Origin of the sequence: Hydrogenophaga sp. RWCD_12 (assembly GCF_046604225.1) — a bacterium.
Taxonomy (GTDB): domain Bacteria; phylum Pseudomonadota; class Gammaproteobacteria; order Burkholderiales; family Burkholderiaceae_C; genus Hydrogenophaga.
Genome location: NZ_JBKIXC010000002.1, coordinates 263,121 through 285,096, shown reverse-complemented (window position 1 = coordinate 285,096; position 21,976 = coordinate 263,121). Strand labels below are relative to the sequence as shown.

The window sequence follows — 21,976 nt, the reverse complement described above, 5'->3', positions numbered from 1 at the left end:
GCTCAGGGGCGCAGGCGCGAGAGCGCCGCGCTGGTCAGCTCACCCATGCGTTCGAGGAACTCCGTGCCCATGTCGGCCGCAAAACGGTGCGGGTCGGACGAACCCAGCACCAGCAGGCCAAAGGCCTCCGGGCTGCCGGCGTCGCGCAGCGGAATCAGCGCCAGCGAGGCCACCGCCCCAGGATCGACCAGCCAGCTGGCGGCCTCCAGGCCCGGGTTGGCGCCGCAATAGGGACGCGGCAGCGACGCGGCAAATGCGCGCACATCCTCGCTGGCGCCCTGGGCATAGGCCTGTCCGGCAAAGTCTGCGGCCACGTCCCACAGCTTGACCGCGACTTGCGGCACGTTGAACTGCGCCGCCATTTCGGTGGCCGCCACCAGCGGCAGTTCCTGCGCGTCGCGGGTCAGCAGCAGCTCGCGGGTCCAGCGGTGCAGGCGGTCGGCGATCGCCGAGTTCTCCTGCCCGTGGCGGATCATGTCGGCCGAGCGCAGCTCCAGCCCCTTGATCTTCTCGCGCAGCATCTCGGCCTGCCGCTCCTGCAGGCTCACGGCGCGCTGGCCGTGGGGACTGCTCAGTTGCACCGATGCCAGCACGCCCGCGTGACGCTCGAAGAAGTCCGGCGTGTTGGCCAGGTAGTTGGCGATGTCGTCTTCGGTGATCGGGGGGATGGTCGGTTCGGTCATGGGTCTCGCAAGCTCAGTGAAGTTCAGGCCAGTTCGGGCACGTCGATCTCGCCGTCGAACACCGACGTGGCGGGACCGGTCATGTAAACCGGTGCGTCGTGTGCGGCATTGTCCTGCCACGCGATGGTGAGCACGCCGCCGCGCGCCTGCACGTCCACCCGGGCGTCCAGCAGGCCCAGGCGGATGCCGGCAACCACCGCCGCACAGGCGCCGGTGCCGCAGGCCAGGGTTTCGCCCGCGCCGCGCTCGAACACCCGCAGGCGCACGTTCGCGCGGTCGATCACCTGCAGGAAGCCGGCGTTGACGCGGAACGGGAAGTGGCGGTGGCTCTCGATCTGAGGCCCCCAGGTCGCCACCGGCGCGGTGTCGACATCGTCCACCAGCAGCACGGCGTGCGGGTTGCCCATCGACAGCACCGCCACCGGCGCCACCTCGCCACCGGCCAGCGGCAGCGTCCAGCGCTCAAAACCGCCCATGGTTTGCGGCACGAGGCCGGCGGGATCGAACGGCACGCGCGCCAGGTCGAACACCGGCGCGCCCATGTCCACGGTCACGCGGCCGTCGGCGTTCAGCGCCAGGCTGATCTCGCCGTTCTTCACCTTCACCCGCACCGGGTTGAGTTCGGTCAGGCCCTTGTCGCGCACATAGCGCACGAAACAGCGTGCGCCGTTGCCGCAATGTTCAACTTCGCCGCCGTCGGCGTTGTGGATCACATATTCGAAATCGACGGCCGATGAAGGCGCCGGCCGCACCGTGAGGATCTGGTCGGCGCCGACGCCGAAATGGCGGTCGGCCAGGAAACGGTACTGGGCCGTGCTCAGGCCCAGGCGCCCACGCGTCTCGTCGAGCACGACGAAGTCATTGCCCGCACCCTGCATCTTGGTGAATCTCACTCGCATGGGTCGATTATCGGCCCACATCGGTGCGCCGCAGGGCGGTGCACGGGCACCGTCACGGATCAGCGCCCCGCCCCAGGGTCGGACTTGCGCACAAAGCCGGTGCCGTTTTGTATGCAATCTTGTGCGGATTGCGTACAAAACCAGGGAGCTGAGGCTGGCACGGCTCGTGCAAGACAAGCGGCATGGACGCCATCTCCGCCCCCGCTCCCGCCGCCATCGAACTCGTGGCCCTGACCAAACAATATGGTCCGGGCGCTATCGCTGTCGATGCCATCGATCTGCGCATCGAAGCCAACAGCTACTGCTGCCTGCTCGGTCCGTCGGGCTGCGGCAAAAGCACGACGCTGCGCATGATCGCGGGGCACGAGAGCACCACCAGCGGCGACATCCTGCTGGAGAACCGCAACATCACCTCGCTGCCGGCAGCCGCACGCGGCACGGCCATGATGTTCCAGAGCTTTGCCTTGTTCCCGCACCTCTCGGCGCTGGACAACGTGGCCTTCAGTCTCAAGATGAAAGGCGTGGACAAGGCCGAGCGCCACGCCCGCGCGCAGGACCTGCTCGAACGCGTGGCCATGGGCCACCTGGCGCAACGCAAGCCGGGCGAACTTTCCGGTGGTCAGCAGCAGCGCGTGGCGCTGGCCCGGGCGCTCATCACCCAGCCGCGAGTGCTGCTGCTGGACGAACCGCTCTCCGCCCTCGACCCCTTCCTGCGCATCCAGATGCGCGCCGAGCTGCGCCACTGGCAGCGGGAGCTGGGCCTGACCTTCATCCACGTCACGCACTCGCAGGAAGAAGCGATGGCGCTGGCCGACACCATGGTGGTGATGAACCACGGCCGCATCGAACAGGTCGGCGCGCCCCACACCGTCTACAACCGCCCGGCCAGCGAGTTCGTGGCCCGCTTCATGGGTGGCCACAACGTGCTGCAGACCAGCGGCGGCAAGGTCGCCGTGCGCAACGACCACATCCGGCTGGCACCGGCCGGCAGCACCGGCTGGACCGCCACCGTCAGCGACGTCGAGTACCAGGGCACCTATGTGCTGCTGGGCCTGCAGCTGGACGGCAGTGAGCCCAAGGACGGCGGTGTCTCGGTGATGTTGTCCGAGGCCCGCTTCGTCGAGCACCCCCTGGCCACCGGCGACCGCGTCGACCTCGGCTGGGACCCTGCACAGGCCCACACGCTGGCGGCCTGAGCTTTCTTCGCATTCCCTTTCCCCCACCCCTCCGCAACCCGACCCAAGGAGTTCTCCATGTCCGATTCCACCGATCCGAAATCCGTCGCCGACGGCATCTCGCGCCGCAGCCTGCTGCAGGGCACCGCCGGCATGGCCGGCATCCTGGCCAGCGGCCTGGCACCCGCCGTGCACGCAGCCGACCCCATCACCCTGCGCTACCTGGGCACCGCGGTGAACCAGGACAAGGCGATTGGTGACAAGTTCGAAAAAGACACCGGCATCAAGATCCAGTACGTGGCAGTGACCACCGACGACGTGACCAAGCGGGCCGTCACCGCCCCCAACAGCTTCGACCTGATCGACACCGAGTACTTCTCGCTCAAGAAGATCGTGCCCACTGGCAACCTCAAGGGCATCGACGTCAAGAAGATCAAGAACGCCGACAAGATCACCTCGCTGTTCACCACTGGCACCGTCGCCGGCAAGGCCGTGGGCGACCAGGGCACCGCCCCCAAGAAGGTGATCTACCTCGAAGGCGAGAAGAGCAAGAAGTTCGCGACCGCGCCGACGCAATTCATGTCGCTGATTCCCACGGTCTACAACGCCGACACCCTGGGCATCCGCCCCGACCTGATCAAGCGCCCGATCAGCTCCTGGGCCGAGCTGCTGAACCCCGAATTCAAGGGCAAGGCCGCGATCCTGAACATTCCTTCGATCGGCATCATGGACGCCGCCATGGTGGTCGAGGCCATGGGCCTCTACAAGTACCCCGACAAGGGCAACATGACCAAGAAGGAAATTGATCTGACGATCAAGACCCTGATCGAGGCCAAGAAGGCTGGCCAGTTCCGCGCCCTGTGGAAGGACTTCAACGAGTCGGTCAACCTGATGGCCTCGGGCGAAGTGGTGATCCAGTCGATGTGGAGCCCGGCCGTGACCGCCGTGCGCACCAAGGGCATCGCCTGCAACTTCCAGCCGCTCAAGGAAGGCTATCGCGCCTGGGCCGCCGGCTTCGGCCTGCCCGCCACGCTGTCCGGCCGCAAGCTCGATGGCGCCTACGAGTTCATCAACTGGTTCCTCGACGGCTGGGCCGGCGCCTACCTCAACCGCCAGGGCTACTACAGCGCCGTGCTGGAGACTGCCAAGTCCAAGATGGAAGCCTACGAGTGGGCTTACTGGATGGAAGGCAAGCCCGCCACGCAGGACATCAAGAGCCCCAACGGCGATGTGCTGGCCAAGGCTGGCGCGGTGCGCGACGGCGGCAGCTACGAAGCGCGCATGGGCGGCATCGCCTGCTGGAACGCGGTCATGGACGAGAACGAGTACATGGTCCGCAAGTGGAATGAATTTGTCGCAGCCTGACCACCCAGCCATCTGAGCCCATGAGCACGAACACCAGCATCGCGGCCCCGGTCACCGACAGCCCCAACCGCACGGTGCCGGCCTGGTGGCAGGCCACGCCGTACACGCTGGTGTTCGTGCTGTTCTTCCTCATCCCCCTGGGGCTGGTCCTGATGGTCAGCTTCTGGGACTTCAACGAGTACGAGCTGGTTCCGACGTTCACGCTGCGCAACTACCTCTCGGTGTTCGAGGGCTGTTCGTCGCTGACCGACAACGGCGACCTGTGCGTCACGCTCGCCACCTACCTCTCCACGCTGAAGTTCTGCCTGCTGGTCTGGCTGATCACGCTGCTGCTGGGCTTTGCCGTGGCCTACTTTCTCGCGTTCCACGTGCACTCGTCGGGCATGCAGACGGCGCTGTTCGTGCTGTGCACGGTGCCGTTCTGGACGTCCAACGTCATCCGCATGATTTCCTGGGTGCCGCTGCTGGGCCGCAACGGCCTGGTCAACCAGAGCCTGCAGGGCATCGGTCTGATCGACCAGCCCGTCGAGTGGCTGCTGTTCTCCGACTTCTCGGTGGTGCTGGCCTTCGTGCACCTCTACACCATGTTCATGATCGTGCCCATCTTCAACAGCATGATGCGCATCGACCGCAGCCTGCTGGAAGCGGCCAACGACGCTGGCGCCAGCGCCTGGCAGACGCTGTGGAACGTGATCGTGCCGCTGTGCAAGACCGGCATCATCATCGGTTCGATCTTCGTCATCACCATCGTCATGGGCGACTTCGTGACCATCGGCGTCATGGGCGGCCAGCAGATCGCCTCGGTCGGCAAGATCATCCAGGTGCAGACGTCGTACCTGCAGTTCCCGCTGGCTGCGGCCAACGCGGTGATCCTGCTCGCGGTGGTGCTCATGATCATCTGGGGCCTCACCCGGCTGGTCGACATCCGGAAGGAACTCTGACCATGCAAGCCCGAGTCTCCGACGCCCGCGCCGCCGGCTTCTGGCCGCTGGCTACCGTTTTTGCCCTGTTCGTGCTGTTCATGTACGGCCCGATGTTCGTCATCTTCGTGCTCTCCTTCCAGGGACCGGAAGGTGGTCTGACCTTCCCGATGCGGGGCGCCTCGCTGCACTGGTTCCACCAGCTCGCCGAGGGCCTGGGCACGGTGGACATCGGCGCCGCCTTCACGCGCTCGCTGATGCTGGGCGCGGTGGTGATGGTCTTCACGGTCGTGCTGTCGGTGCTGGCGGGTCTGGCCTTTCGCAAGAAGCTGGGCGGCGGCAATGCGCTGTTCTACGTGACCGTGGCCAGCCTGATCATGCCGTCCATCATCGTGTCTCTGGGCATCGGCCTGCAGTTCCGCCTGCTCGACGGCGCGCTCAAGTGGCTGCTGGAAGCCGTCGGCGCGACCTCCACCCTGGAGGAATACGGGACCGCGCTGGGCTTGTTCACCTCGGCCCTGGGCGCGCACCTGACCTGGACGCTGCCGTTCGGCCTGCTGATCATGTTTGCGGTGTTCAACCGCTTCAACCCGGCGTACGAAGAGGCCGCGCGCGACCTGGGCGCCACGCCCTGGCAGACCTTCCGCCACGTCGTGCTGCCGCTGATCGGGCCTTCGGTGGTCGGTATCGGCATGTTCGGCTTCACCCTCAGCTGGGACGAGATCGCCCGCACCTCGCAGGCCATCGGCGACGTCAACACCCTGCCGCTGGAACTGCAGGGCCTGACCTCGACCGTCACCACGCCAGCCATCTATGCGCTGGGCACGGTGACCACGGTCGTCTCCTTCGCGGTGATGGGCATCACCGTCGGCCTGGCGATGTGGCTGAAGAAAAAATGAAACCCGCCGCGACGCCGCTGTCCGACCAGGCGATCTACGAGCGCATGGTCTCGGCCATCCTCGACCACCAGTTGCCGCCCGGCACCAAGCTGGTGGAAGACCGGCTGGCGGCGGCCTTCGGCGTCTCGCGCACGCGCATCCGGCCGGTGCTGGTGCGGTTGGCCAACGAGAAGGTGGTCACGCTCACGCCCAACCGTGGTGCGGCGATTGCCGAACCCAGTGAAGCCGAGGCGCGCGAAGTGTTCGAGGTGCGCCGCATGATCGAACCGCTGCTGGTGGAGCGCTTCATCGGCCTGGCCACGGCGGCCCACATCCAGTCGCTCAAGCACTGCATCCGCGACGAGGAAGCGGCGCGCAAGGCCGGCGACATGCGGCGCGCCATCCGCCTCTCGGGCGACTTCCACCTGCAGATCGCCGAACACGCCGGCCACCAGACCCTGGGCGGCATCCTGCGCGAACTGGTTTCGCGCACGTCGCTCATCCTGATGGCCTACAGCGCTCCGCACAGCCAGGCGCGCGACGAGGCCACGGCCTGCGGCTGCCAGGAACACCGCGCCCTGCTGGCCGCGATCCAGCTGCGCGATGCGAAAGAAGCGGGTCGCCTGATGCGCGAGCACCTCGAACGGCTGGAGTCGCAGCTGAGCTTTTCGGCGACACCCGAAGCGGCGCCCGACCTGCTCGAACTGTTCGGTTCATGAAACAGCTGCTGGTCATCAATCCCAATACCTCGGAACGGGTCAGCACGCTGCTGCAGCAGCACGTGCAGGCGGCGGCCGGTTCACACGTGGCGGTGCGCACCGTGACGGCCCGCTTCGGCGCGCCCTACATCGCCGACGAGGCCAGCTACGCGGTGGCAGGTCACGCGGCGCTGGACGCCTGGGCCGCCGCGCTGACGGGCTCTGAACCGAAACCCGATGCGGTGCTGATCGGCTGTTTCGGCGACCCCGGCCTGATGGCATTGCGCGAGTCCAGCCCGGCGCCGGTCACCGGCCTGGCCGAAGCCGCCTTCATCGAAGCCGCACGCCACGGGCGCTACGCCATCGTCACCGGCGGCGAGCGCTGGGGCCCCATGCTGCAGCGGCTGGCGCAGGCACTCGGACAGGCGCAGCAACTGGCCGGCATCCACACCGTGGCACCCACCGGCGCCCAGCTCGCGGCGGAACCGGCAGCGGCCCACCGTCTGCTGGCCCAGGCCTGCCGAGACGCCGCTCACCAGCTGGGCGTGCAGGCAGTGATCCTGGGCGGCGCAGGCCTGGCCGGCATGGCTGCGGCCGTGCAAAGCCAGGTTCCAGTCCCGGTGATCGACAGCGTCATCGCCGGCACCCACTGGGCGCTGCGCACACCGCCGCTCCCGCCCCAACGCCAGACGCCGGGTTTCGACATTGCCTGGCAGGGCCTCTCCCCCGAAATGGCAGCCCTGGGACCCGCCGCGTAAACCCTGAGGCCACCGCGACAGCGGCGGCCGGGGACTCACCGCACAATGTGCGCATGGTCCGACCCACCCAACTCCTGCATCCCCAGCGCCCGCCCGCCGCCGTGCGCCCCGCCGCCACCGTGCTGCTGCTGCGCGACGCGCCGCAAGGCGTCGAAGTGCTGATGACGCGCCGTTCGATGACGGCCAGCTTCGCGCCCGGCGCCTATGTGTTTCCCGGCGGAGGCATCGACGCTTCCGATGCGCAGGCGCACAGCCAGTCCACCCGCCGCGCTACCCAGAGCGACCTGCACCTCACGCAGGCCATCGCCGCCATCCGCGAGAGCTTCGAAGAGCTGGGCATCCTGCTGGCGCGCCGCGCCGACGGCTCCCACCTGGACACCGCGCAGATCGCAGGACTCGACCGCAAGGCGCCATTCGCCGCGTTGTGCGACTCGCAGGGCCTGACGCTGTCGGGCGCCGAGGTCTTCGTGCTGGCGCACTGGGTCACCGACCGCGACCTGCCGCGCCGCTTCGATGTGCCCTTCCTCGTCGCGCGCATGCCCGAGGGCCAGGAGCCGGTGGCCGACGAATCGGAACAGTTCGAGCCGCTGTGGGTGCGCCCGGCCGACGCCCTGGCGCGCCACGCGGCCGGTCAGTTCTTCATCATCTTCCCGACCATCCGCACGCTGGAGCGGCTGCAGGCCTACGCCACGGTGGACGATGTGTTGAGCGCCTGCTCAGTCAACGATGAGCCCCTGTTCACCAGTTGCCCGCGCGCCGGGCTGATGAACGGCCACGAGTCGCGCCACATGGAGCACGAGCAGCCGTTCGGTGAACTCGCCATGGTCTGCCCGGACGGGAAGATCGTGCACGAGCTGGCCTGGCAGACCGAGCGTCCGGTGCCACTGCTCAAGAACGTGCAGCGGCTGACCGCGCCCAACCCGGGCTTCATGACTGGCCCCGGCACCAACAGCTACGTGGTCGGCGATCCGTCCACCGGCCACATCGTGATCGACCCCGGACCGGACGATCCGGGCCACATTGAACGCCTGTGGCGCGCAGCCGGTGGCGACATCCGCGCCATCGTCTGCACCCACTCACACCCCGACCACTCCCCCGGCGCGGCGCGGCTCAAGGCGCTGTGCGTGGCCGCCGACCTTGACCAGCCGCCGGTCCTTGGCCTGCCCAGCGCCCCCACCTCGCGCGAGAACAGCCGCTTCACGCCCGAACGCGCGCTGACCGACGGTGAACGGCTGGTGTTGGTTGGCGCCGACGGCGACCATCTGAGCAGCCACACCCTGCAGGTCGTGCACACGCCCGGCCACGCCGCCAACCACCTGTGCCTGCTGATGGAAGAAGACGGTCTGCTGTTTTCCGGCGACCACATCCTCAACGGCAGCACCACCGTGATCGACCCGCCCGACGGCCACATGGGCGACTACCTTGCGTCACTCGCCAAGCTGGACCGGCTGTGCGAGGCGCACAGCGTGCACTTCATCCTGCCCGCACACGGCTACGTGCTGGGTGACCACCCGCGCAGCGCCGACAACCCCGGCGGACCGGAACATGGTGGGGCCCGCGCCGCCATCGCCCACCTCAAGGCGCACCGCCTGGCGCGCGAAGCGAAGGTCGCACGCGCGATGCAGGCCTTGCCCGAGGGCGGCATGGACGACTGGGTGAAGCTGGCCTACGACGACGTGCCCGAGCGCCTGTGGCCGGTGGCCAAGCGTTCAATGCTTGCGCACGTGGAGCGCATCGAAAGCCTGGGCGGCTTCAACGGCTGAGCGGGGCCACCGAGGCCTGCAGGCGTTCAGCCTCGGCCTGCAGCACTGCGTGGCAGTCGCACGCCAGGCGACCCAGCGCGGCCTGATTCTGCAAGCCAATGCCCTGCGTGCCGCACTCGATGGCGCCCGCCGCCGTCAGAACGGCACGCGCCTTGTCCAGCCGGGGTGCGTCCACATCCAGCAACTGCGCCAAACGGTTGAGGTCCCATTGCAGGTGGTCACTCCCGGCAGTGGCAAAACCCAGCGACAGCCAGTGCGCCAGCCGCTGTTCCAGCCCATGGTGGCGACGGCACAGCGCGGTCTGCGCCATCTGGGTGGTCAGCAGCTGCAGGTACCGCAACACCACCACCAGCACAGCCGACCGGGTCTCGGGTTGCGCGTCCAGCAAGTCCAGGGCCGAGACCGGCAGGCGCCAGGAACTGCCGGGCTGCACCACCCGCGCGGGCGAGTCCAGCCCCGCCATGTCGAACAGCGGCGCGGCCGACAGGACCCCGTCGCAGCCCACCAGCGCCACCGGTACGGCCGGGCCGTGGCCGGTCTCCTGCAGCAAGGCCAGCAGTGCAGAACCGGGAAAGTAGAGATGTTCCGCCGGAGCCCCCGCCGCAGGCACGATGGCATCGGCCGGCAGGTCCACGCAATCCATGAGCGGCAGCCATTGCGCCAGCACGGGCGGCGGCAGGGCGGCCAGCAGCCGGTTGCGGGTGGGTGAGTCTTGCAAGGCAGTGGCTCCGGCCCGTGGGCACACAAAAGATGGCTGGGCGGCAGTGCCGGCAGCCGTTCAGTGTAGGCCAATCACGCCCGTATTGTTCGATGGCGTACACAGCCCGCAACCAGGGTGGATCCGTGGCGCCTGCATTTGGCCTGGACGGTCATCACCAGCCCGGGCGAACGCCCCGCGCGGCACGTACACTGCAGGCCATCGCAGGCTCCGCTGCCCTGCCAAACGGCACCGAGAATCCTCCACACTGGCCGTTTTCAACCCTGAACGGATCCCCGTTTGAACCCTCCGTCCAACGGCCTGCTGGCCCAGCTGCCGCCGGCCGATCTGGCACTGCTGCTGCGCTGCTGCACGCCCGTCACGCTCAGGGCGGGACAGGTGCTGTGCAGCCCGGACGGGCCGTCAGACCGCGTGCATTTCCCGACCAGCGCCAGCGTGGCGCTGGTGGCACGCCCGGGCGCGCACGCCGGTCTGGCCGTCGGACTGGCAGGTTGTGAAGGCGCCGTGGGTCTGCAACAGGCCTTCGGTCTGGGGTCTGGCACCCTGACGCAGCTGGTGCAGAGCCCTGGCACAGCGCTGCAATTCACCGGCGGCGAACTGCAACGGCTGGTGAACCGGCACGCCGGCATGCTCAAGGTGTTCTCGCGCTACATCTGGCTGTTTTCGCAGGAGGTCGCAATGCTCGCAGCATCGGCCCAGGTCCAGGACATCAAGGCCCGGCTGGCAGGCTGGATCCTGCTCAGCGCCCAGCGGGCGCCGCAGACGCCGCTGGTCTTGACCCATGCCCACCTGGCGGACATGCTGGGCGTGCGCCGCGCCGGCGTGACGCTCGCCGCCATGGCCTTGAAGGAGCAGGGGCTGCTGGACTACCGACGGGGGCGTATTCGCATCCTGGACCAGGCGGGTCTCGCGGCCGAGGCCTGCCACATGCCAGGCATTGCTGCGGGGACCGGCGACCAGCCAATTGCGGCGGTCGATGAATAAAGTGTGAAGCGCGCCGATAAGCCGGATTCTGTGCATCCGGGTTGCCCCGGATGTGACCGCCATTCCTCTGGGCCGGGGGTCGCCCACCCGGCTCGGTGCTACCTACCCGCCAGCTCACCTTGCGGAACCACAAGGAATCGGCAACGCGGCGAACCGCGCCGCTTCAGGCTGGCCTATTTGGTATTGCTGCGCGTAGAGATTGCCCGTTTCACCCGAACTGAATCGGCTCGTCTCTGTTGCTCTGATCCTCACCTTAGGACCCTTCAGGTTGCCCTGTCAGGCTGGTCGGTGGAGAGGTGTTACCTCCTACGCTGTCCTGTGCAGTCCGGACGTTCCTCCAGTGCTCCCTTTCGGGTCCCCTTGCGGGGTTGCACCAGCGGCGGTCTGGCGCGCTTCACGGACGCAATTATCCCTGTTCAGATCAGGCGCCGGATTTTCCGGTGCCGCCACACCCCCAGGTAATAGGCCGACTGCAGCACCAGCATCGCCACGTAGGCCACCGGGAACGCGATCCAGATGCCTTCCAGGCCCAGCCGCCCGTTGAGCCAGACCGCCACCGGCAGCTGCACCCCCAGGATGCAGAACACCGAGATCGCCATCGGGATCAGCACGTCACCGCTGGCACGCATGACGCCGCCGATCACCGCCTGGAAGCCGAACACCAGGATGCTCCAGAGCATCAGGTGCAGCAGGTGCTGTGCCTGCGCCATCACCGGCTCCTGCGTCAGGAACAGGCTCAGCGCCGGGCCCGAGACTGCATAGCCCAGCAACACCAGAGAACCGGTGAGCGCAGCATTCATGCCCAGTCCGGTCTTGAGGATCGGCCCGAGGCGCTCGGTGCGGCCCGCACCAATCGTCTGCGCCGCCAGGATGGACGCCGTGATCGCGATCGACAGCGCCGGGAACTGCACATAGTTCACCAGTTGCGTGACCGCGCCGTAGGAGGCCGTGGCCTGCGAACCGTGGTGGTTGACCAGCGACAGGATCACCAGCTCCGACAGCGAAATCACCACCATCTGCAGCCCGGTCGGCAGACCGATGCGCATCACCTTGGCCAGGATCTCGCCATCGAGCCTGAGCGCGTGCATCAGCGCGCGGTCGGGCGCCAGCACATGCTTGAGGCGGCGCAGGCGCAGGGCCAGAAAGGCCAGTGCGGCGGCGGTCGAGACGAAACCGGCCAGCGCGGCACTGCGGATGCCCATGGGCGGCAGGCCGACCCAGCCCTTGATCAGCAGCGGCGTCATCGCCAGCCCGACCGTGGTCGACATCAAAAAGGCCAGCAGCGGCGAAACCGTGTCGCTGACGCCGCGCAGCAGCTGCGTGAGCAGGATGAACACCAGCAGCAACGGCATGAACAGCATCATCATGCGGGTGTAGGACACCGCGTCGTCCAGCACGTCGGCCGGCGTGCCCAGCGCCACCATGGCCTCGCGCGCGAAGATGGTGCCGGCCACTGCCGCCACCAGGCCGATCACCGCACCCAGCGTGATCGCCGTGCCGGCGATCTTCTTGACCTTGTGCGGCTCACGTGCGCCCCAGGCCTGGCCGATCAGCACCGAGGCCCCCGAGCCCAGGCCGATGATCAGCGAGATGAAGAAGAACACGATCGGGAACATGCCCGAGACCGCGGCCAGCGCGTGCGTGCCCAGCATCTGGCCGATGTAGATGCCGTTGAGCGTGCCCGAGAGGCCCTGCAGGATGTTCGACAGCACCATCGGCACCAGGAACATCAGGTAGACGCGCCACAACGGCTTGTTGGCGGCGGGATGGGAAGGAGGAGAAGTGGTGGACATGGTTTATTTTACCCGGATGAATTATTTTACCCGGGTAAATTTGACAACAGGGTGCGTGCGGGCAAGGCAGCGACAATAACCCTCTTCGCTGCTTGATCGACACAAGCCCCACGAGACCATGATCCGCATCGCCGAACTCAAACTCCCTCTGGCCGAGGTGCCGTCCGAGCACCGCCGCGCTGCCGACGCCCCCACCGAAACCGATCTGGACCGCGCGCCATTGCCGCACCCGGTGGATGCCCTGACCTGCCAGGCCGCGAGCGCGCTCGGCGTGCCGCGCGAGGCCATCGCTTCGCTGCAAGTCTTCAAGCGCAGCTTCGATGCCCGCAAGGCCGAGCTGCTGGCGGTGTACATCGTCGACGCGGCGCTGACCGACCCGGCGCTGGAAGCCGCCACGCTCGCGCGGCACGAAAAGAACCCGCACGTACTGCCCACGCCCGACATGGTCTGGCACGCGCCCGGCCATGCGCCCGCCAACTGGCCGGCCAGCGATGCCGACCGCCCTGTGGTCATCGGCCTTGGACCCTGCGGCCTGTTCGCCGCGCTGGCGCTGGCGCAGATGGGCCTGAAGCCTATCGTGCTTGAACGCGGCAAGCCGGTGCGCGAACGCACCAAGGACACCTGGGGCCTGTGGCGCAAGAAGGTGCTCAACCCGCAGAGCAACGTGCAGTACGGCGAAGGCGGTGCTGGCCTGTTCTCCGACGGCAAGCTCTACAGCCAGATCAAGGACCCGCGCTTCCTCGGCCGCAAGGTGATGCAGGAGTTCGTCGACGCCGGCGCGCCGCCCGAGATCCTCTACCAGGCCCATCCGCACATCGGCACCTTCAAGCTGGTGAGGGTAGTCGAGGCCATGCGCGAGAAGATCGTCGCGCTCGGTGGCGAGATCCGTTTCCAGCACCAGGTGGTTGGGGTCGATCTCGCCGCGGCGGCCGATGGCCAGCAGCTGCAGGCGCTGCGTGTGCTCAAGCTCGACACCTGTGAGACCGTTGAAATGCCGGTGCGCCATGCCGTGTTCGCGCTGGGCCACAGCTCGCGCGATACCTTTGCCATGCTGCACGACGCGGGCGTGTTCCTCGAAGCCAAGCCGTTTTCGGTGGGTTTCCGCATCGAGCACCCGCAAGGCGTGATCGACCGTGCGCGCTGGGGCAAACACGCTGGCCACCCGCTGCTGGGCGCGGCCGACTACAAGCTGGTGCACCACGCGAAGAACGGTCGCGCGGTCTACAGCTTCTGCATGTGCCCGGGTGGCACCGTGGTCGCGGCAACCAGCGAACCGGGTCGCGTCGTCACCAACGGCATGAGCCAGTACTCGCGCAACGAGCGCAACGCCAACGCAGGCATGGTGGTCGGCATCGACCTGAGCGACTACCCGACCCGCTTCCCGCAGGACCTGCCGCTGTGGACCGCCGCGTTCGGCGAGACCGACGGCCCACGCTACGCCCAAGAGGCCGAGGCGTTCACGGCCGAGGGAAAGACCCACCCGCTGGCCGGCATCGTGCTGCAGCGCCAGCTCGAAGCGCGCGCCTTCGACCTCGGCGGCAGGAGCTACGAAGCGCCCGGCCAGAAGGTCGGCGACTTCCTCGCGGCGCGTCCGTCGACCACGTTCGGCGAAGTGCTGCCGTCCTACAAACCGGGCGTGAAGCTGGGCGATCTCGCCCCCGCCCTGCCCGACTTCGCCATCGAGGCCATGCGCGAGGCGCTGCCGGCGTTCGGCCGCAAGATCAAGGGCTACGACATGCCCGACGCGATGCTTACCGGCGTCGAGACCCGCACCAGTTCGCCGCTGCGCATCACGCGCGGAGACGACCTTCAGAGCTTGAACACCCGCGGCTTCTACCCCGCCGGGGAAGGTGCGGGTTATGCGGGCGGCATCCTGTCGGCGGGCGTGGACGGCATCAAGGTCGCCGAGGCGGTCGCCAAGGCCATCTTCGGCACCTGAACACCGCTGGTTACAACTTGCCCGTCAGCTTTACCGCGGATGCGGTGCGGGTTGACAGTCGGTCCGCACAGTGGAGTCTCCTTCAACCCCCGGAGACTTTCCATGAACACCTCCTCCCGTTCCATCCTGCTCCCCGTCCTGACTGGCGTGTTGGCCCTCGCCGGTGCCTCCGCCGCCCAGGCGCAGGAAGAACGAGGCCGCGTGCTCAGCAGCACCCCCGTGATGCAGCAGGTCGCTGTGCCGCAGCAGGTTTGCCAGAACGTTTCCGTGCGTGAACCGGCGCGCGGGTCGGGCGCCGGCGCCGTGATGGGTGCCATCGCCGGTGGTGCCATGGGCAACGCGGTTGGCCATGGCAACGGCCGCGCTGCCGCCACTGCCCTGGGCATCTTCGGTGGCGCCATCCTGGGAGACCGCATCGAAGGCCGTGGCCAGGACACCGTGCGCACCGTGCAGGAATGCAGCACGCAGAGCGTGGTGGAGAACCGCACCGTGGCCTACAACGTGGTCTATGAATACGCTGGCCGGCAGTACAGCGTGCAGATGGCCAACGACCCGGGTCGCTGGGTGCCGGTGAGTGTGCAGCCCGTCGGTGTGGCCCCTGCCCCCGCCGGCTACTACCGCCCACAGGCAGCCGCGCCCGACGTGGTGCGCATCGGTGGCTACCGGCCCTATGGTCACGACCGCTATCGCGACGACCGCCGCTGGGACGACCGCGACGAAGGCCACTGGGACCGCAACTGGCGTTGATGGCCTCCCGCGCCGCCTGCCGACCGGTGTTTGCCGGTCGGCCGGTCCACCCGTTGGGGGACAGCGGCGCTCACTTTTCCCGCAGAGTGGGGATGTGGCCGTGAAAGAGGCTGGTCAACATCGCTCCAGTCCGGAAGGGGCCACCCTTTCGGTTGTCATTGACACTGGAGAACCGACATGCCCCCTATCTCGCCCGATGCGCTGGCGCCCCTGGCCAGCACCCCGCCTTACTCTCCCAGACGCGCTTCGCATCCAAGCGGCGCGTTCTCGATCTGCGTCTATTGCGGCGCGTCGGACGACGTGCGGCCCGACTACATCCGGCTGGCCGAACGCCTGGGAGCACAGCTGGCGGCCGCCGGCGTGCGGCTCGTCTATGGCGGTGGTGGCGTTGGCCTGATGGGCGCCTGCGCACGCTCGGCCCATGCGGCCGGTGGCGCGGTGCTGGGTGTGATGCCCCGCTTCCTGCTGGCCAAGGAGTGCATCTACGAAGCCGTGGAGCACGAGCTGGTCGACGACATGCACACCCGCAAGATGCGGATGTTCGAAGAAGCCGATGCATTCATCGTTCTGCCCGGCGGCATCGGCACGCTGGAAGAAGCGGTCGAGGTGCTTTCCTGGGCCCGGCTCGGTCTGCACAGCAAGCCTGTGGCGTTCCTCGACGAAGATGGTTTCTGGACGCCCTTCTTCGACCTGATGCAGCACATCATCGGAGGGCGCTTCACGCCCGCCAGCTTCCACGAAGCACTGGTGCACAGCGCCAGCCCGTCAGGAGCCGTCGATGCGCTGCTGGCCCAAGTGGCGCAGCAGAGCCGGGGAGCCGCATGATGGCCGGCCGGATCCAACCCCTGCCGCGGCTTCAGACTCCTGCCCCACGCTGGGCCCAGGCACTGCGCCTGCGGATGGCAGGACCTGGTGGTCTCTACAACCTGGGCAACGCGTTTGGCCTGGTGACCGGTCTGGCGCTCTACCTGGCGGCCGGCCAGGGAGACACTGATCGCTGGTGGGACTATTTTGTGGGCAGTCCCGCGGCACTGGCGCTGACTATTTCCATGGTGGTCTTCTATGTGAGCGGAGAGGCCTATCACCAGGCCTTTGCGGGCCCGGGTGCACCCGACCTGGCACGCCTGAGGACCGGCGACCTGCTGTCGGGTCACGGCGCCGTGATGCTGGGTGTGGGGCTGCTTTTTCTGGGTCAGCCGCTGCTGGCCGCCACCGCCGGCGCCTTGCACGCCATTGGAAAATACGGGAGCGTCTTGGCGCTCCCTGTTGCACGCTGGGCCACGATCTGCCGCGGTGCGGTCGTGTTGAGCAGGCTGCCCGCCATGGCCGCAACGCTGCTGGCCCTGGGACGCGTGGCTGGAGAGCTTCCGTTTCTGAGCGTGGCCGTGTTGACGCCGGTCACGATGCTGGTCTGCTACGGGCTGTGGCTGGTGGCCGACGTGATGCTGCTTCGCCCGGTCGGTCGGCCCTGACGTCAACCCGCGAGCGCCCCCGCGGGCGCGGCGCGGATCAGAGCTTCTGCAGGGCAGCGATACGCTCTTCCATCGGCGGGTGGGTCGAGAACAGCTTGCCCAGGCTGCCGGTGATGCCCATGGCCTGCATGTTCTTGGGCAGTTCGCCTGGCGTCAGCCCGCCCAGGCGGGCCAGCGCGTTGATCATCGGCTGCTTGCGGCCCATCAGGCCGGCGGCGCCGGCGTCGGCGCGGAATTCGCGCTGGCGAGAGAACCAGGCCACGATGATCGCGGCCACAAAACCGAGCAGCAGGTCCAGCACCATGGTCGTGACCATGTAGCCGATGCCCGGGCCGCTGCGGTCGTCACCCCGGCGCAGGAAACTGTCGACCGCGTAACCGATGACGCGGCTGAGGAACACGACAAAGGTGTTCATCACGCCCTGGATCAGGGTCATGGTGACCATGTCGCCATTGGCCACGTGAGCGACTTCGTGTCCGATCACGGCCTCAACTTCTTCGCGCGTCATGTTCTGCAGCAGGCCGGTCGACACCGCGACCAGGGCGCTGTTCTTGAAGGCGCCAGTGGCAAAGGCGTTGGGCGCCCCGTCATAGATCGCGACCTCGGGCATGCCGATGCCGGCCTTCTGGGCGAAGGTCTGCACCGTCTGCACGATCCAGGCTTCGTCGGCAGTCTGCGGCTGGTTGATCACGCGCGCGCCGGTGCTCATCTTGGCCATGGTCTTGCTCATCAGCAGCGAGATCGTCGCGCCGCCGAAACCCATGATGAGCGAGAAGCCCGCCAGCGCCGACATGTTCAGCCCGTTGGCCGTCAGGTAACGGTCCACGCCCAGCAGGCGCGAGGTGACCATCAGCACCGCCATCACGGCGAAGTTGGTCAGAACGAACAGGAAAATGCGTTTCATGGAGTCTCCGAAGAAAAGTCTGCGGCCAATGATAGTGAGGGCAGCAAACCCCGTTTCAAGTCAGGGCCACGTTCCGGCACTGTGCAGTCGTCAGACTTGTGGCAGCAGGAACCGCCGCTCCCAGGCTGTCACTTCGCGCAGGAAATGGTCGTGCTCCAGCGCCTTGACCGCCAGATAGCCGCGCACGAAGCGCTCGCCCAGCAGCCGGGATGCATGCCCACTGTGCGCCATCTGATCCAGCGCCGTGTCAAAGGTTCGCGGCAGGCTGCGCGCCTGGTCGTAGCCGTTGCCGGTGACCGGTTCGGCTGGCGCCAGGCGTTCCTCCATGCCTGCCAGCCCGGCCGCCAGCGTCGCCGCCATCGCGAGGTAGGGGTTGGCGTCGGCACCGGCGAGCCGGTTTTCCACGCGGCGCGCCGCCGGTCCGCTGACCGGAATGCGCAGGCCGGTGGTGCGGTTGTCGTGACCCCACTGCACATTGGTCGGTGCCTGGCTGCCGGCGACGTAGCGGCGGTAGCTGTTGACCGTGGGTGCGTAGATCAGCATCAGGTCGGGCGTGTAGGCCTGCAGGCCGCCAATGTAGTGGGCAAAGGCCTCGGTGGCGCTGCCGTCGGCCGCGCTGAACACGTTCCGGCCCTGTGCGTCGACCACGCTCTGGTGCATGTGCATCGAGCTGCCGGCCTGGTCCGCGACGGGCTTGGCCATGAAGACCGCGTTCAGCCCGTGCTGCAGCGCGATCTCGCGCGCCGCGGTCTTGAACAGGAAGGCCTGGTCGGCCACCTCCACCGGGTCGCCGTGCAGCAGGTTGATCTCGTACTGGTTCTCGCCGACCTCGTGCAGCCAGGTGTCGGCGCGGATGCCCAGGCCGTCGATGGCGGCGTGGAAGGCGTCCCAGAACGGCGCCAGTTCGTTGAGCGCGTTCAGACTGAAGGCCGACTGGCCCACCTCGGGCCGGCCGCCCTTGCCGGTCGGCGAGGCCAGCGGCTGGGCCGGATCGGTCATCGCCGCGGTCAGGTAGAACTCGATCTCGGGCGCCACCACCGGGGTCAGGCCCCTGGCGGCATAGCGTGCCACCACGTTCTTCAGCACCGAGCGCGGCGCGAATTCGCACAACGAACCATCCAGCTCCAGGCAATCGTGGATCGCCAGGTACCGCGGCACGCTGGCCCAGGGCGAGCGCTTGAGCGTCGCGAGGTCGGGCACCAGGCGCACGTCCGGATCACTGTCCGGAAAGACGGGGTCGTAGCTGTATTCCCCCGTCACGCACTGCATCGGGATCGCCTGGCAGATGCGCAGCTCGGTGCCGCCGGCGAAGCTGGCTGCGGGCATCAGCTTGCCGCGCGGGTAGCCGGTGACGTCGGCGAACAGGCATTCGACATCGCGCACGCCGGTGTCGCGGAAATGCGCGGCCAGCGTGGCGCGGTCGGCGTCGCTCGCCAGATTCAGGTGGGCCCAGGAGGGCGCGGAAGACGATGGGGTCGAAGGCATGTCAGCTTTCCAGGGTGGGGCGCATCGGCCGGAACACGTGGGCGTCGTCGTAGAACGCAGGGTCTTGGTTGCCCGGCCACCAGCCCGGCACTCCAAGCACAGGCAGCGGGGTGAAGGGCTTGGCAGCCAGTTCCGAGGCCGTCAGGCGCGCCGCCAGCCAGTCGTCCCAGGCGGCCAGGTCATCTCCCAGTTCAGGGGGCACGGGTGCGCGGTAGACATGCCCGGTGACGGACTTGTAGGGCGCGACCAGCTTCTCCAGCAACGCGTGCCCGAACCCTACCAGCCGGGCCTGCGCCCACAGGGGCCGCAGATCGACGAAGAGCCGGGTCCATTCGCGTGCGATCAATGCCTCCCAGAGGGCATCGGGCGCCTGCAGCAACACGGCGTTTTCGTCAAACAGCGTGATCGCGTCGCGCACCGCTCCGCGCACCTGCCCCACGCCAGCGGCCTCGATTTCCGCCGCCTGCAGGCGGTTGAGCCGGCGCTTGGTGGCGGGAAAGCGTTTCCACACCAGACCGTTGAAGAAATCGTGCAGGCCCTCGCGCGTGGGCACAGCACCGGTGTCGAAGATGAACTGCTCATAGGCCATGCCCTCGGGCAGCTCGGCCTGCGGCACGAAACGCGGGCCGGCGGCGCCGATGCATTGCGTCAGCGCCACGGACAGCGCAAGGCCTGCCTCACAGGCAGCACGCACCGCCGATCCGACGTCGGCAAACGGTGCATTCCAGGGCTGGGACCAGTCGGGCGCGGGCCAGCCGGCCACGGCGTTGCCGACGGCACACATGGACGCTCAGGCCACCAGCTTCCAGGGCAGCGCTTCGCCCGAACGCAGCGGCTTGAGCTCGGCCTCGCCGAAGGCATAGCTCTCGGGCGGGGTCCAGCTTTCCTTGCGCAGGGTGATGCTGCCGGCGTTGCGCGGCAGGCCGTAGAAGGCCGGGCCGTTGAAGCTGGCGAAGGCCTCGAGCTTGTCCAGCGCGCCCGCGGCCTCGAAGGCCTCGGCGTACATCTCGATGGCTGCATGGGCGGTGTAGCAGCCGGCGCAGCCGGTCGCGTGTTCCTTCAGGTGGGCCGGGTGCGGCGCGCTGTCGGTGCCGAGGAAGAATTTCGCGTTGCCACCCGTGGCTGCGGCCACCAGGGCCTGGCGGTGGGTTTCGCGCTTGAGCACCGGCAGGCAGTAGTAGTGCGGGCGGATGCCACCGGTGAAGATGGCGTTGCGGTTGTAGAGCAGGTGGTGCGCGGTGATGGTCGCACCCAGATTCGCGTCGGCCGCGGCCACGTACTGTGCGGCTTCCTTGGTCGTGATGTGCTCCATCACGATCTTCAGACCCGGGAAGTCCTTGCGCAAGGGTTCGAGCTGCTGCTCGATGAACACCGCCTCGCGGTCGAACAGGTCGATGTCGGGGCTGGTGACTTCGCCGTGCACCAGCAGCAGCATGCCGGCCTTCTGCATCGCTTCGAGGGTCTTGTAGGTCTTGCGGATGTCGGTCACGCCCGCGTCGCTGTTGGTGGTGGCGCCGGCCGGGTAGAGCTTGGCGGCGACCACACCGGCGTCTTTCGCCCGGGCAATCTCGTCGGCCGGCAGGTTGTCGGTCAGGTACAGCGTCATCAGGGGCTCGAACTGCACGCTCGCGGGCACGGCGGCGCGGACGCGCTCGGCGTAGGCCGTGGCCTGGGCCGCGGTGGTCACCGGCGGCTTGAGGTTGGGCATGATGATCGCGCGGCCGAACTGGGCGGCGGTGTGTGGGACGACCGTGTGCAAGGCGGCGCCGTCGCGCACGTGCAGGTGCCAGTCGTCGGGGCGGGTGATGGTGATGGTGATGGATTGAGCTGGGGCGTTCATGCCCCGATTTTCCCACCCCGGCGGAGTCACTTGGTGTGGGCGGCCAGGTGGCGCTCCAGATCGTTCCAGAACGCGTCCACCGAACCCTTGGCCTTGCGGGTGCCAGGGCGTTCGCGGTAGATGCGGATGTCCAGCGTGGTGTCCAGCCCCTCGCCCGCGCTCACCAGCCGCTTGCTGCGCAGTTCGCGCCGCACCGCGCTGGCCGGCAGGAAGGCAATGCCGTGGCCTTCCAGCGCCATCGCTTTCAGACCCTCGGACATGTCGGTTTCGTAGATGCGGTCCAGGTGCACTGGCACCGGGCTGCTCTTGAGCACCTGCTCGACCGCGCGGCCCATGTAGGCGCCTGGCGCATAGGCCAGGTACGGCAAGGGGTGCGCCGTGGTGCCGGGCAGGCGGAACATCGGCTCGCCCTGCTCGTTCGGCTTGACGTAGGGCGAGAGCGTCTCGCGGCCCAGCGGCAGCATCTCGTAGCGGGCGGCATCCAGCTGGATCGGCTGCGAGGTGTGGTGGTAGGCGATCAGCAGGTCGCAGCTGCTTTCGACCAGACGCATCACCGCGTCGTGCACGTTCATTGCGATCAGCCGGCTCTTGATCGGCCCGCAGCTCTCGCGCAAACCCGACAGCCAGGACGGGAAAAAGGTGAAGGCCAGCGTGTGCGGCACCGCGAACTCGATAACGTCCTGGGCCGCCGCTGTGTGCGCGCGCAGCATGGCGCGCGTGCTCTGCAGCGCCTGCAGCATTTCCAGCGACTGGTCGTACAGCGTCTGGCCGGCGGGCGTGAGGCGCGTGGGGTAGGACGAGCGGTCGACCAGGTCGGTGCCGGCCCAGGCTTCGAGCGACTGGATGCGGCGCGAGAACGCGGGTTGCGTGACGTGGCGCAGCTGCGCGGAGCGGCTGAAGCTGCGCGTCTCGGCCAGGCTCACGAAATCTTCCAGCCACTTGGTTTCCATGGCGG

Annotated in this window: 21 protein-coding genes and 1 other RNA gene; 12 read left to right on the top strand and 10 right to left on the bottom strand. The window is 67.9% G+C overall.

All coding sequences use genetic code 11. The features are described 5' to 3' along the window. Positions 1-2 precede the first annotated feature (2 nt). A complete protein-coding gene (locus ACLIJ1_RS08410) occupies positions 3-683 on the bottom strand; it encodes a DUF484 family protein (protein ID WP_411365062.1) in 681 nt (226 codons plus the stop codon). Positions 684-706: 23 nt separating this feature from the next. Beyond that, positions 707-1,582 (bottom strand): diaminopimelate epimerase, encoded by an 876-nt coding sequence (gene dapF, locus ACLIJ1_RS08405; protein WP_411365061.1) that lies wholly within the window; start codon positions 1,580-1,582, stop codon positions 707-709. A 182-nt stretch (positions 1,583-1,764) separates the two neighbouring features. On the opposite strand from dapF, the gene ACLIJ1_RS08400 reads away from it, so the two are divergent. From ACLIJ1_RS08400 to ACLIJ1_RS08370, 7 genes are read left to right on the top strand one after another with little or no spacing between them, the layout of a single operon-like run. Continuing rightward, entirely contained in the window at positions 1,765-2,778 is a 1,014-nt protein-coding gene (locus ACLIJ1_RS08400) for an ABC transporter ATP-binding protein (RefSeq protein ID WP_411365060.1), read from the top strand. Positions 2,779-2,835: 57 nt separating this feature from the next. Further along, a complete protein-coding gene (locus tag ACLIJ1_RS08395) occupies positions 2,836-4,122 on the top strand; it encodes an ABC transporter substrate-binding protein (RefSeq protein WP_411365059.1) in 1,287 nt (428 codons plus the stop codon). A 20-nt stretch (positions 4,123-4,142) separates the two neighbouring features. Beyond that, positions 4,143-5,063: an ABC transporter permease gene (locus tag ACLIJ1_RS08390; RefSeq protein ID WP_411365058.1), complete on the top strand. Its 921-nt coding sequence runs from the start codon at positions 4,143-4,145 to the stop codon at positions 5,061-5,063. Positions 5,064-5,065: 2 nt separating this feature from the next. After that, positions 5,066-5,941, top strand: a complete 876-nt coding sequence (locus tag ACLIJ1_RS08385; RefSeq protein WP_411365057.1) for an ABC transporter permease — start codon at positions 5,066-5,068, stop codon at positions 5,939-5,941. Continuing rightward, on the top strand, positions 5,938-6,639 hold the full coding sequence (locus ACLIJ1_RS08380; protein WP_411365056.1) for a GntR family transcriptional regulator: 702 nt from the start codon (positions 5,938-5,940) through the stop codon (positions 6,637-6,639). Before ACLIJ1_RS08385 ends, ACLIJ1_RS08380 begins: the two co-directional genes overlap by 4 nt. Further along, on the top strand, positions 6,636-7,376 hold the full coding sequence (locus ACLIJ1_RS08375; protein WP_411365055.1) for an aspartate/glutamate racemase family protein: 741 nt from the start codon (positions 6,636-6,638) through the stop codon (positions 7,374-7,376). The genes ACLIJ1_RS08380 and ACLIJ1_RS08375 overlap by 4 nt, the downstream gene beginning before the upstream one ends. A gap of 53 nt (positions 7,377-7,429) precedes the next feature. Then, complete coding sequence (locus ACLIJ1_RS08370; protein WP_411365054.1) at positions 7,430-9,139, top strand: MBL fold metallo-hydrolase; 1,710 nt, start codon at positions 7,430-7,432, stop codon at positions 9,137-9,139. On the opposite strand, the gene ACLIJ1_RS08365 is transcribed toward ACLIJ1_RS08370, so the two are convergent. Then, on the bottom strand, positions 9,129-9,857 hold the full coding sequence (locus ACLIJ1_RS08365) for a Crp/Fnr family transcriptional regulator (RefSeq protein ID WP_411365053.1): 729 nt from the start codon (positions 9,855-9,857) through the stop codon (positions 9,129-9,131). The two genes, ACLIJ1_RS08370 and ACLIJ1_RS08365, sit on opposite strands and share 11 nt — an antisense overlap. Before the next feature lie 279 nt (positions 9,858-10,136). On the opposite strand from ACLIJ1_RS08365, the gene ACLIJ1_RS08360 reads away from it, so the two are divergent. Next, positions 10,137-10,841 carry a Crp/Fnr family transcriptional regulator gene (locus tag ACLIJ1_RS08360; protein WP_411365052.1) on the top strand — a complete coding sequence of 235 codons (705 nt, stop codon included), beginning with the start codon at positions 10,137-10,139 and terminating at the stop codon, positions 10,839-10,841. 1 nt (position 10,842) lies between these two features. Here the strand turns inward: ACLIJ1_RS08360 and rnpB are convergent. Both rnpB and ACLIJ1_RS08350 read right to left on the bottom strand, forming a co-directional pair. Beyond that, positions 10,843-11,237: RNase P RNA component class A (rnpB, locus tag ACLIJ1_RS08355), an RNA gene on the bottom strand. A gap of 20 nt (positions 11,238-11,257) precedes the next feature. Beyond that, complete coding sequence (locus ACLIJ1_RS08350; RefSeq protein WP_411365051.1) at positions 11,258-12,634, bottom strand: MATE family efflux transporter; 1,377 nt, start codon at positions 12,632-12,634, stop codon at positions 11,258-11,260. Positions 12,635-12,752: 118 nt separating this feature from the next. Between ACLIJ1_RS08350 and ACLIJ1_RS08345 the strand changes: the two genes are divergently transcribed. The 4 genes from ACLIJ1_RS08345 (at position 12,753) to ACLIJ1_RS08330 (ending at position 16,792) form a co-directional block, all read left to right on the top strand. Further along, positions 12,753-14,573, top strand: a complete 1,821-nt coding sequence (locus ACLIJ1_RS08345) for an NAD(P)/FAD-dependent oxidoreductase (protein ID WP_411365050.1) — start codon at positions 12,753-12,755, stop codon at positions 14,571-14,573. Between the two features lie 102 nt (positions 14,574-14,675). After that, positions 14,676-15,320 carry a glycine zipper 2TM domain-containing protein gene (locus ACLIJ1_RS08340; RefSeq protein WP_411365049.1) on the top strand — a complete coding sequence of 215 codons (645 nt, stop codon included), beginning with the start codon at positions 14,676-14,678 and terminating at the stop codon, positions 15,318-15,320. A gap of 177 nt (positions 15,321-15,497) precedes the next feature. Further along, positions 15,498-16,145, top strand: coding sequence for a TIGR00730 family Rossman fold protein (locus ACLIJ1_RS08335; RefSeq protein ID WP_411365048.1), 648 nt, complete (start codon positions 15,498-15,500; stop codon positions 16,143-16,145). After that, entirely contained in the window at positions 16,145-16,792 is a 648-nt protein-coding gene (locus tag ACLIJ1_RS08330; protein ID WP_411365047.1) for a hypothetical protein, read from the top strand. The genes ACLIJ1_RS08335 and ACLIJ1_RS08330 overlap by 1 nt, the downstream gene beginning before the upstream one ends. A gap of 37 nt (positions 16,793-16,829) precedes the next feature. On the opposite strand, the gene htpX is transcribed toward ACLIJ1_RS08330, so the two are convergent. The 5 genes from htpX to ACLIJ1_RS08305 all read right to left on the bottom strand — a co-directional run bounded on the left by htpX (position 16,830) and on the right by ACLIJ1_RS08305 (position 21,971). Then, positions 16,830-17,696: a protease HtpX gene (htpX, locus tag ACLIJ1_RS08325; protein WP_411365046.1), complete on the bottom strand. Its 867-nt coding sequence runs from the start codon at positions 17,694-17,696 to the stop codon at positions 16,830-16,832. Positions 17,697-17,786: 90 nt separating this feature from the next. After that, positions 17,787-19,181, bottom strand: a complete 1,395-nt coding sequence (locus ACLIJ1_RS08320) for a glutamine synthetase family protein (protein WP_411365045.1) — start codon at positions 19,179-19,181, stop codon at positions 17,787-17,789. A 1-nt stretch (position 19,182) separates the two neighbouring features. Further along, a complete protein-coding gene (locus ACLIJ1_RS08315; RefSeq protein WP_411365044.1) occupies positions 19,183-19,965 on the bottom strand; it encodes a DUF3025 domain-containing protein in 783 nt (260 codons plus the stop codon). Between the two features lie 6 nt (positions 19,966-19,971). Continuing rightward, entirely contained in the window at positions 19,972-21,021 is a 1,050-nt protein-coding gene (pyrC, locus tag ACLIJ1_RS08310; RefSeq protein ID WP_411365043.1) for a dihydroorotase, read from the bottom strand. Positions 21,022-21,047: 26 nt separating this feature from the next. Continuing rightward, positions 21,048-21,971, bottom strand: a complete 924-nt coding sequence (locus ACLIJ1_RS08305) for a LysR substrate-binding domain-containing protein (protein ID WP_411365042.1) — start codon at positions 21,969-21,971, stop codon at positions 21,048-21,050. Positions 21,972-21,976: the final 5 nt, after the last annotated feature.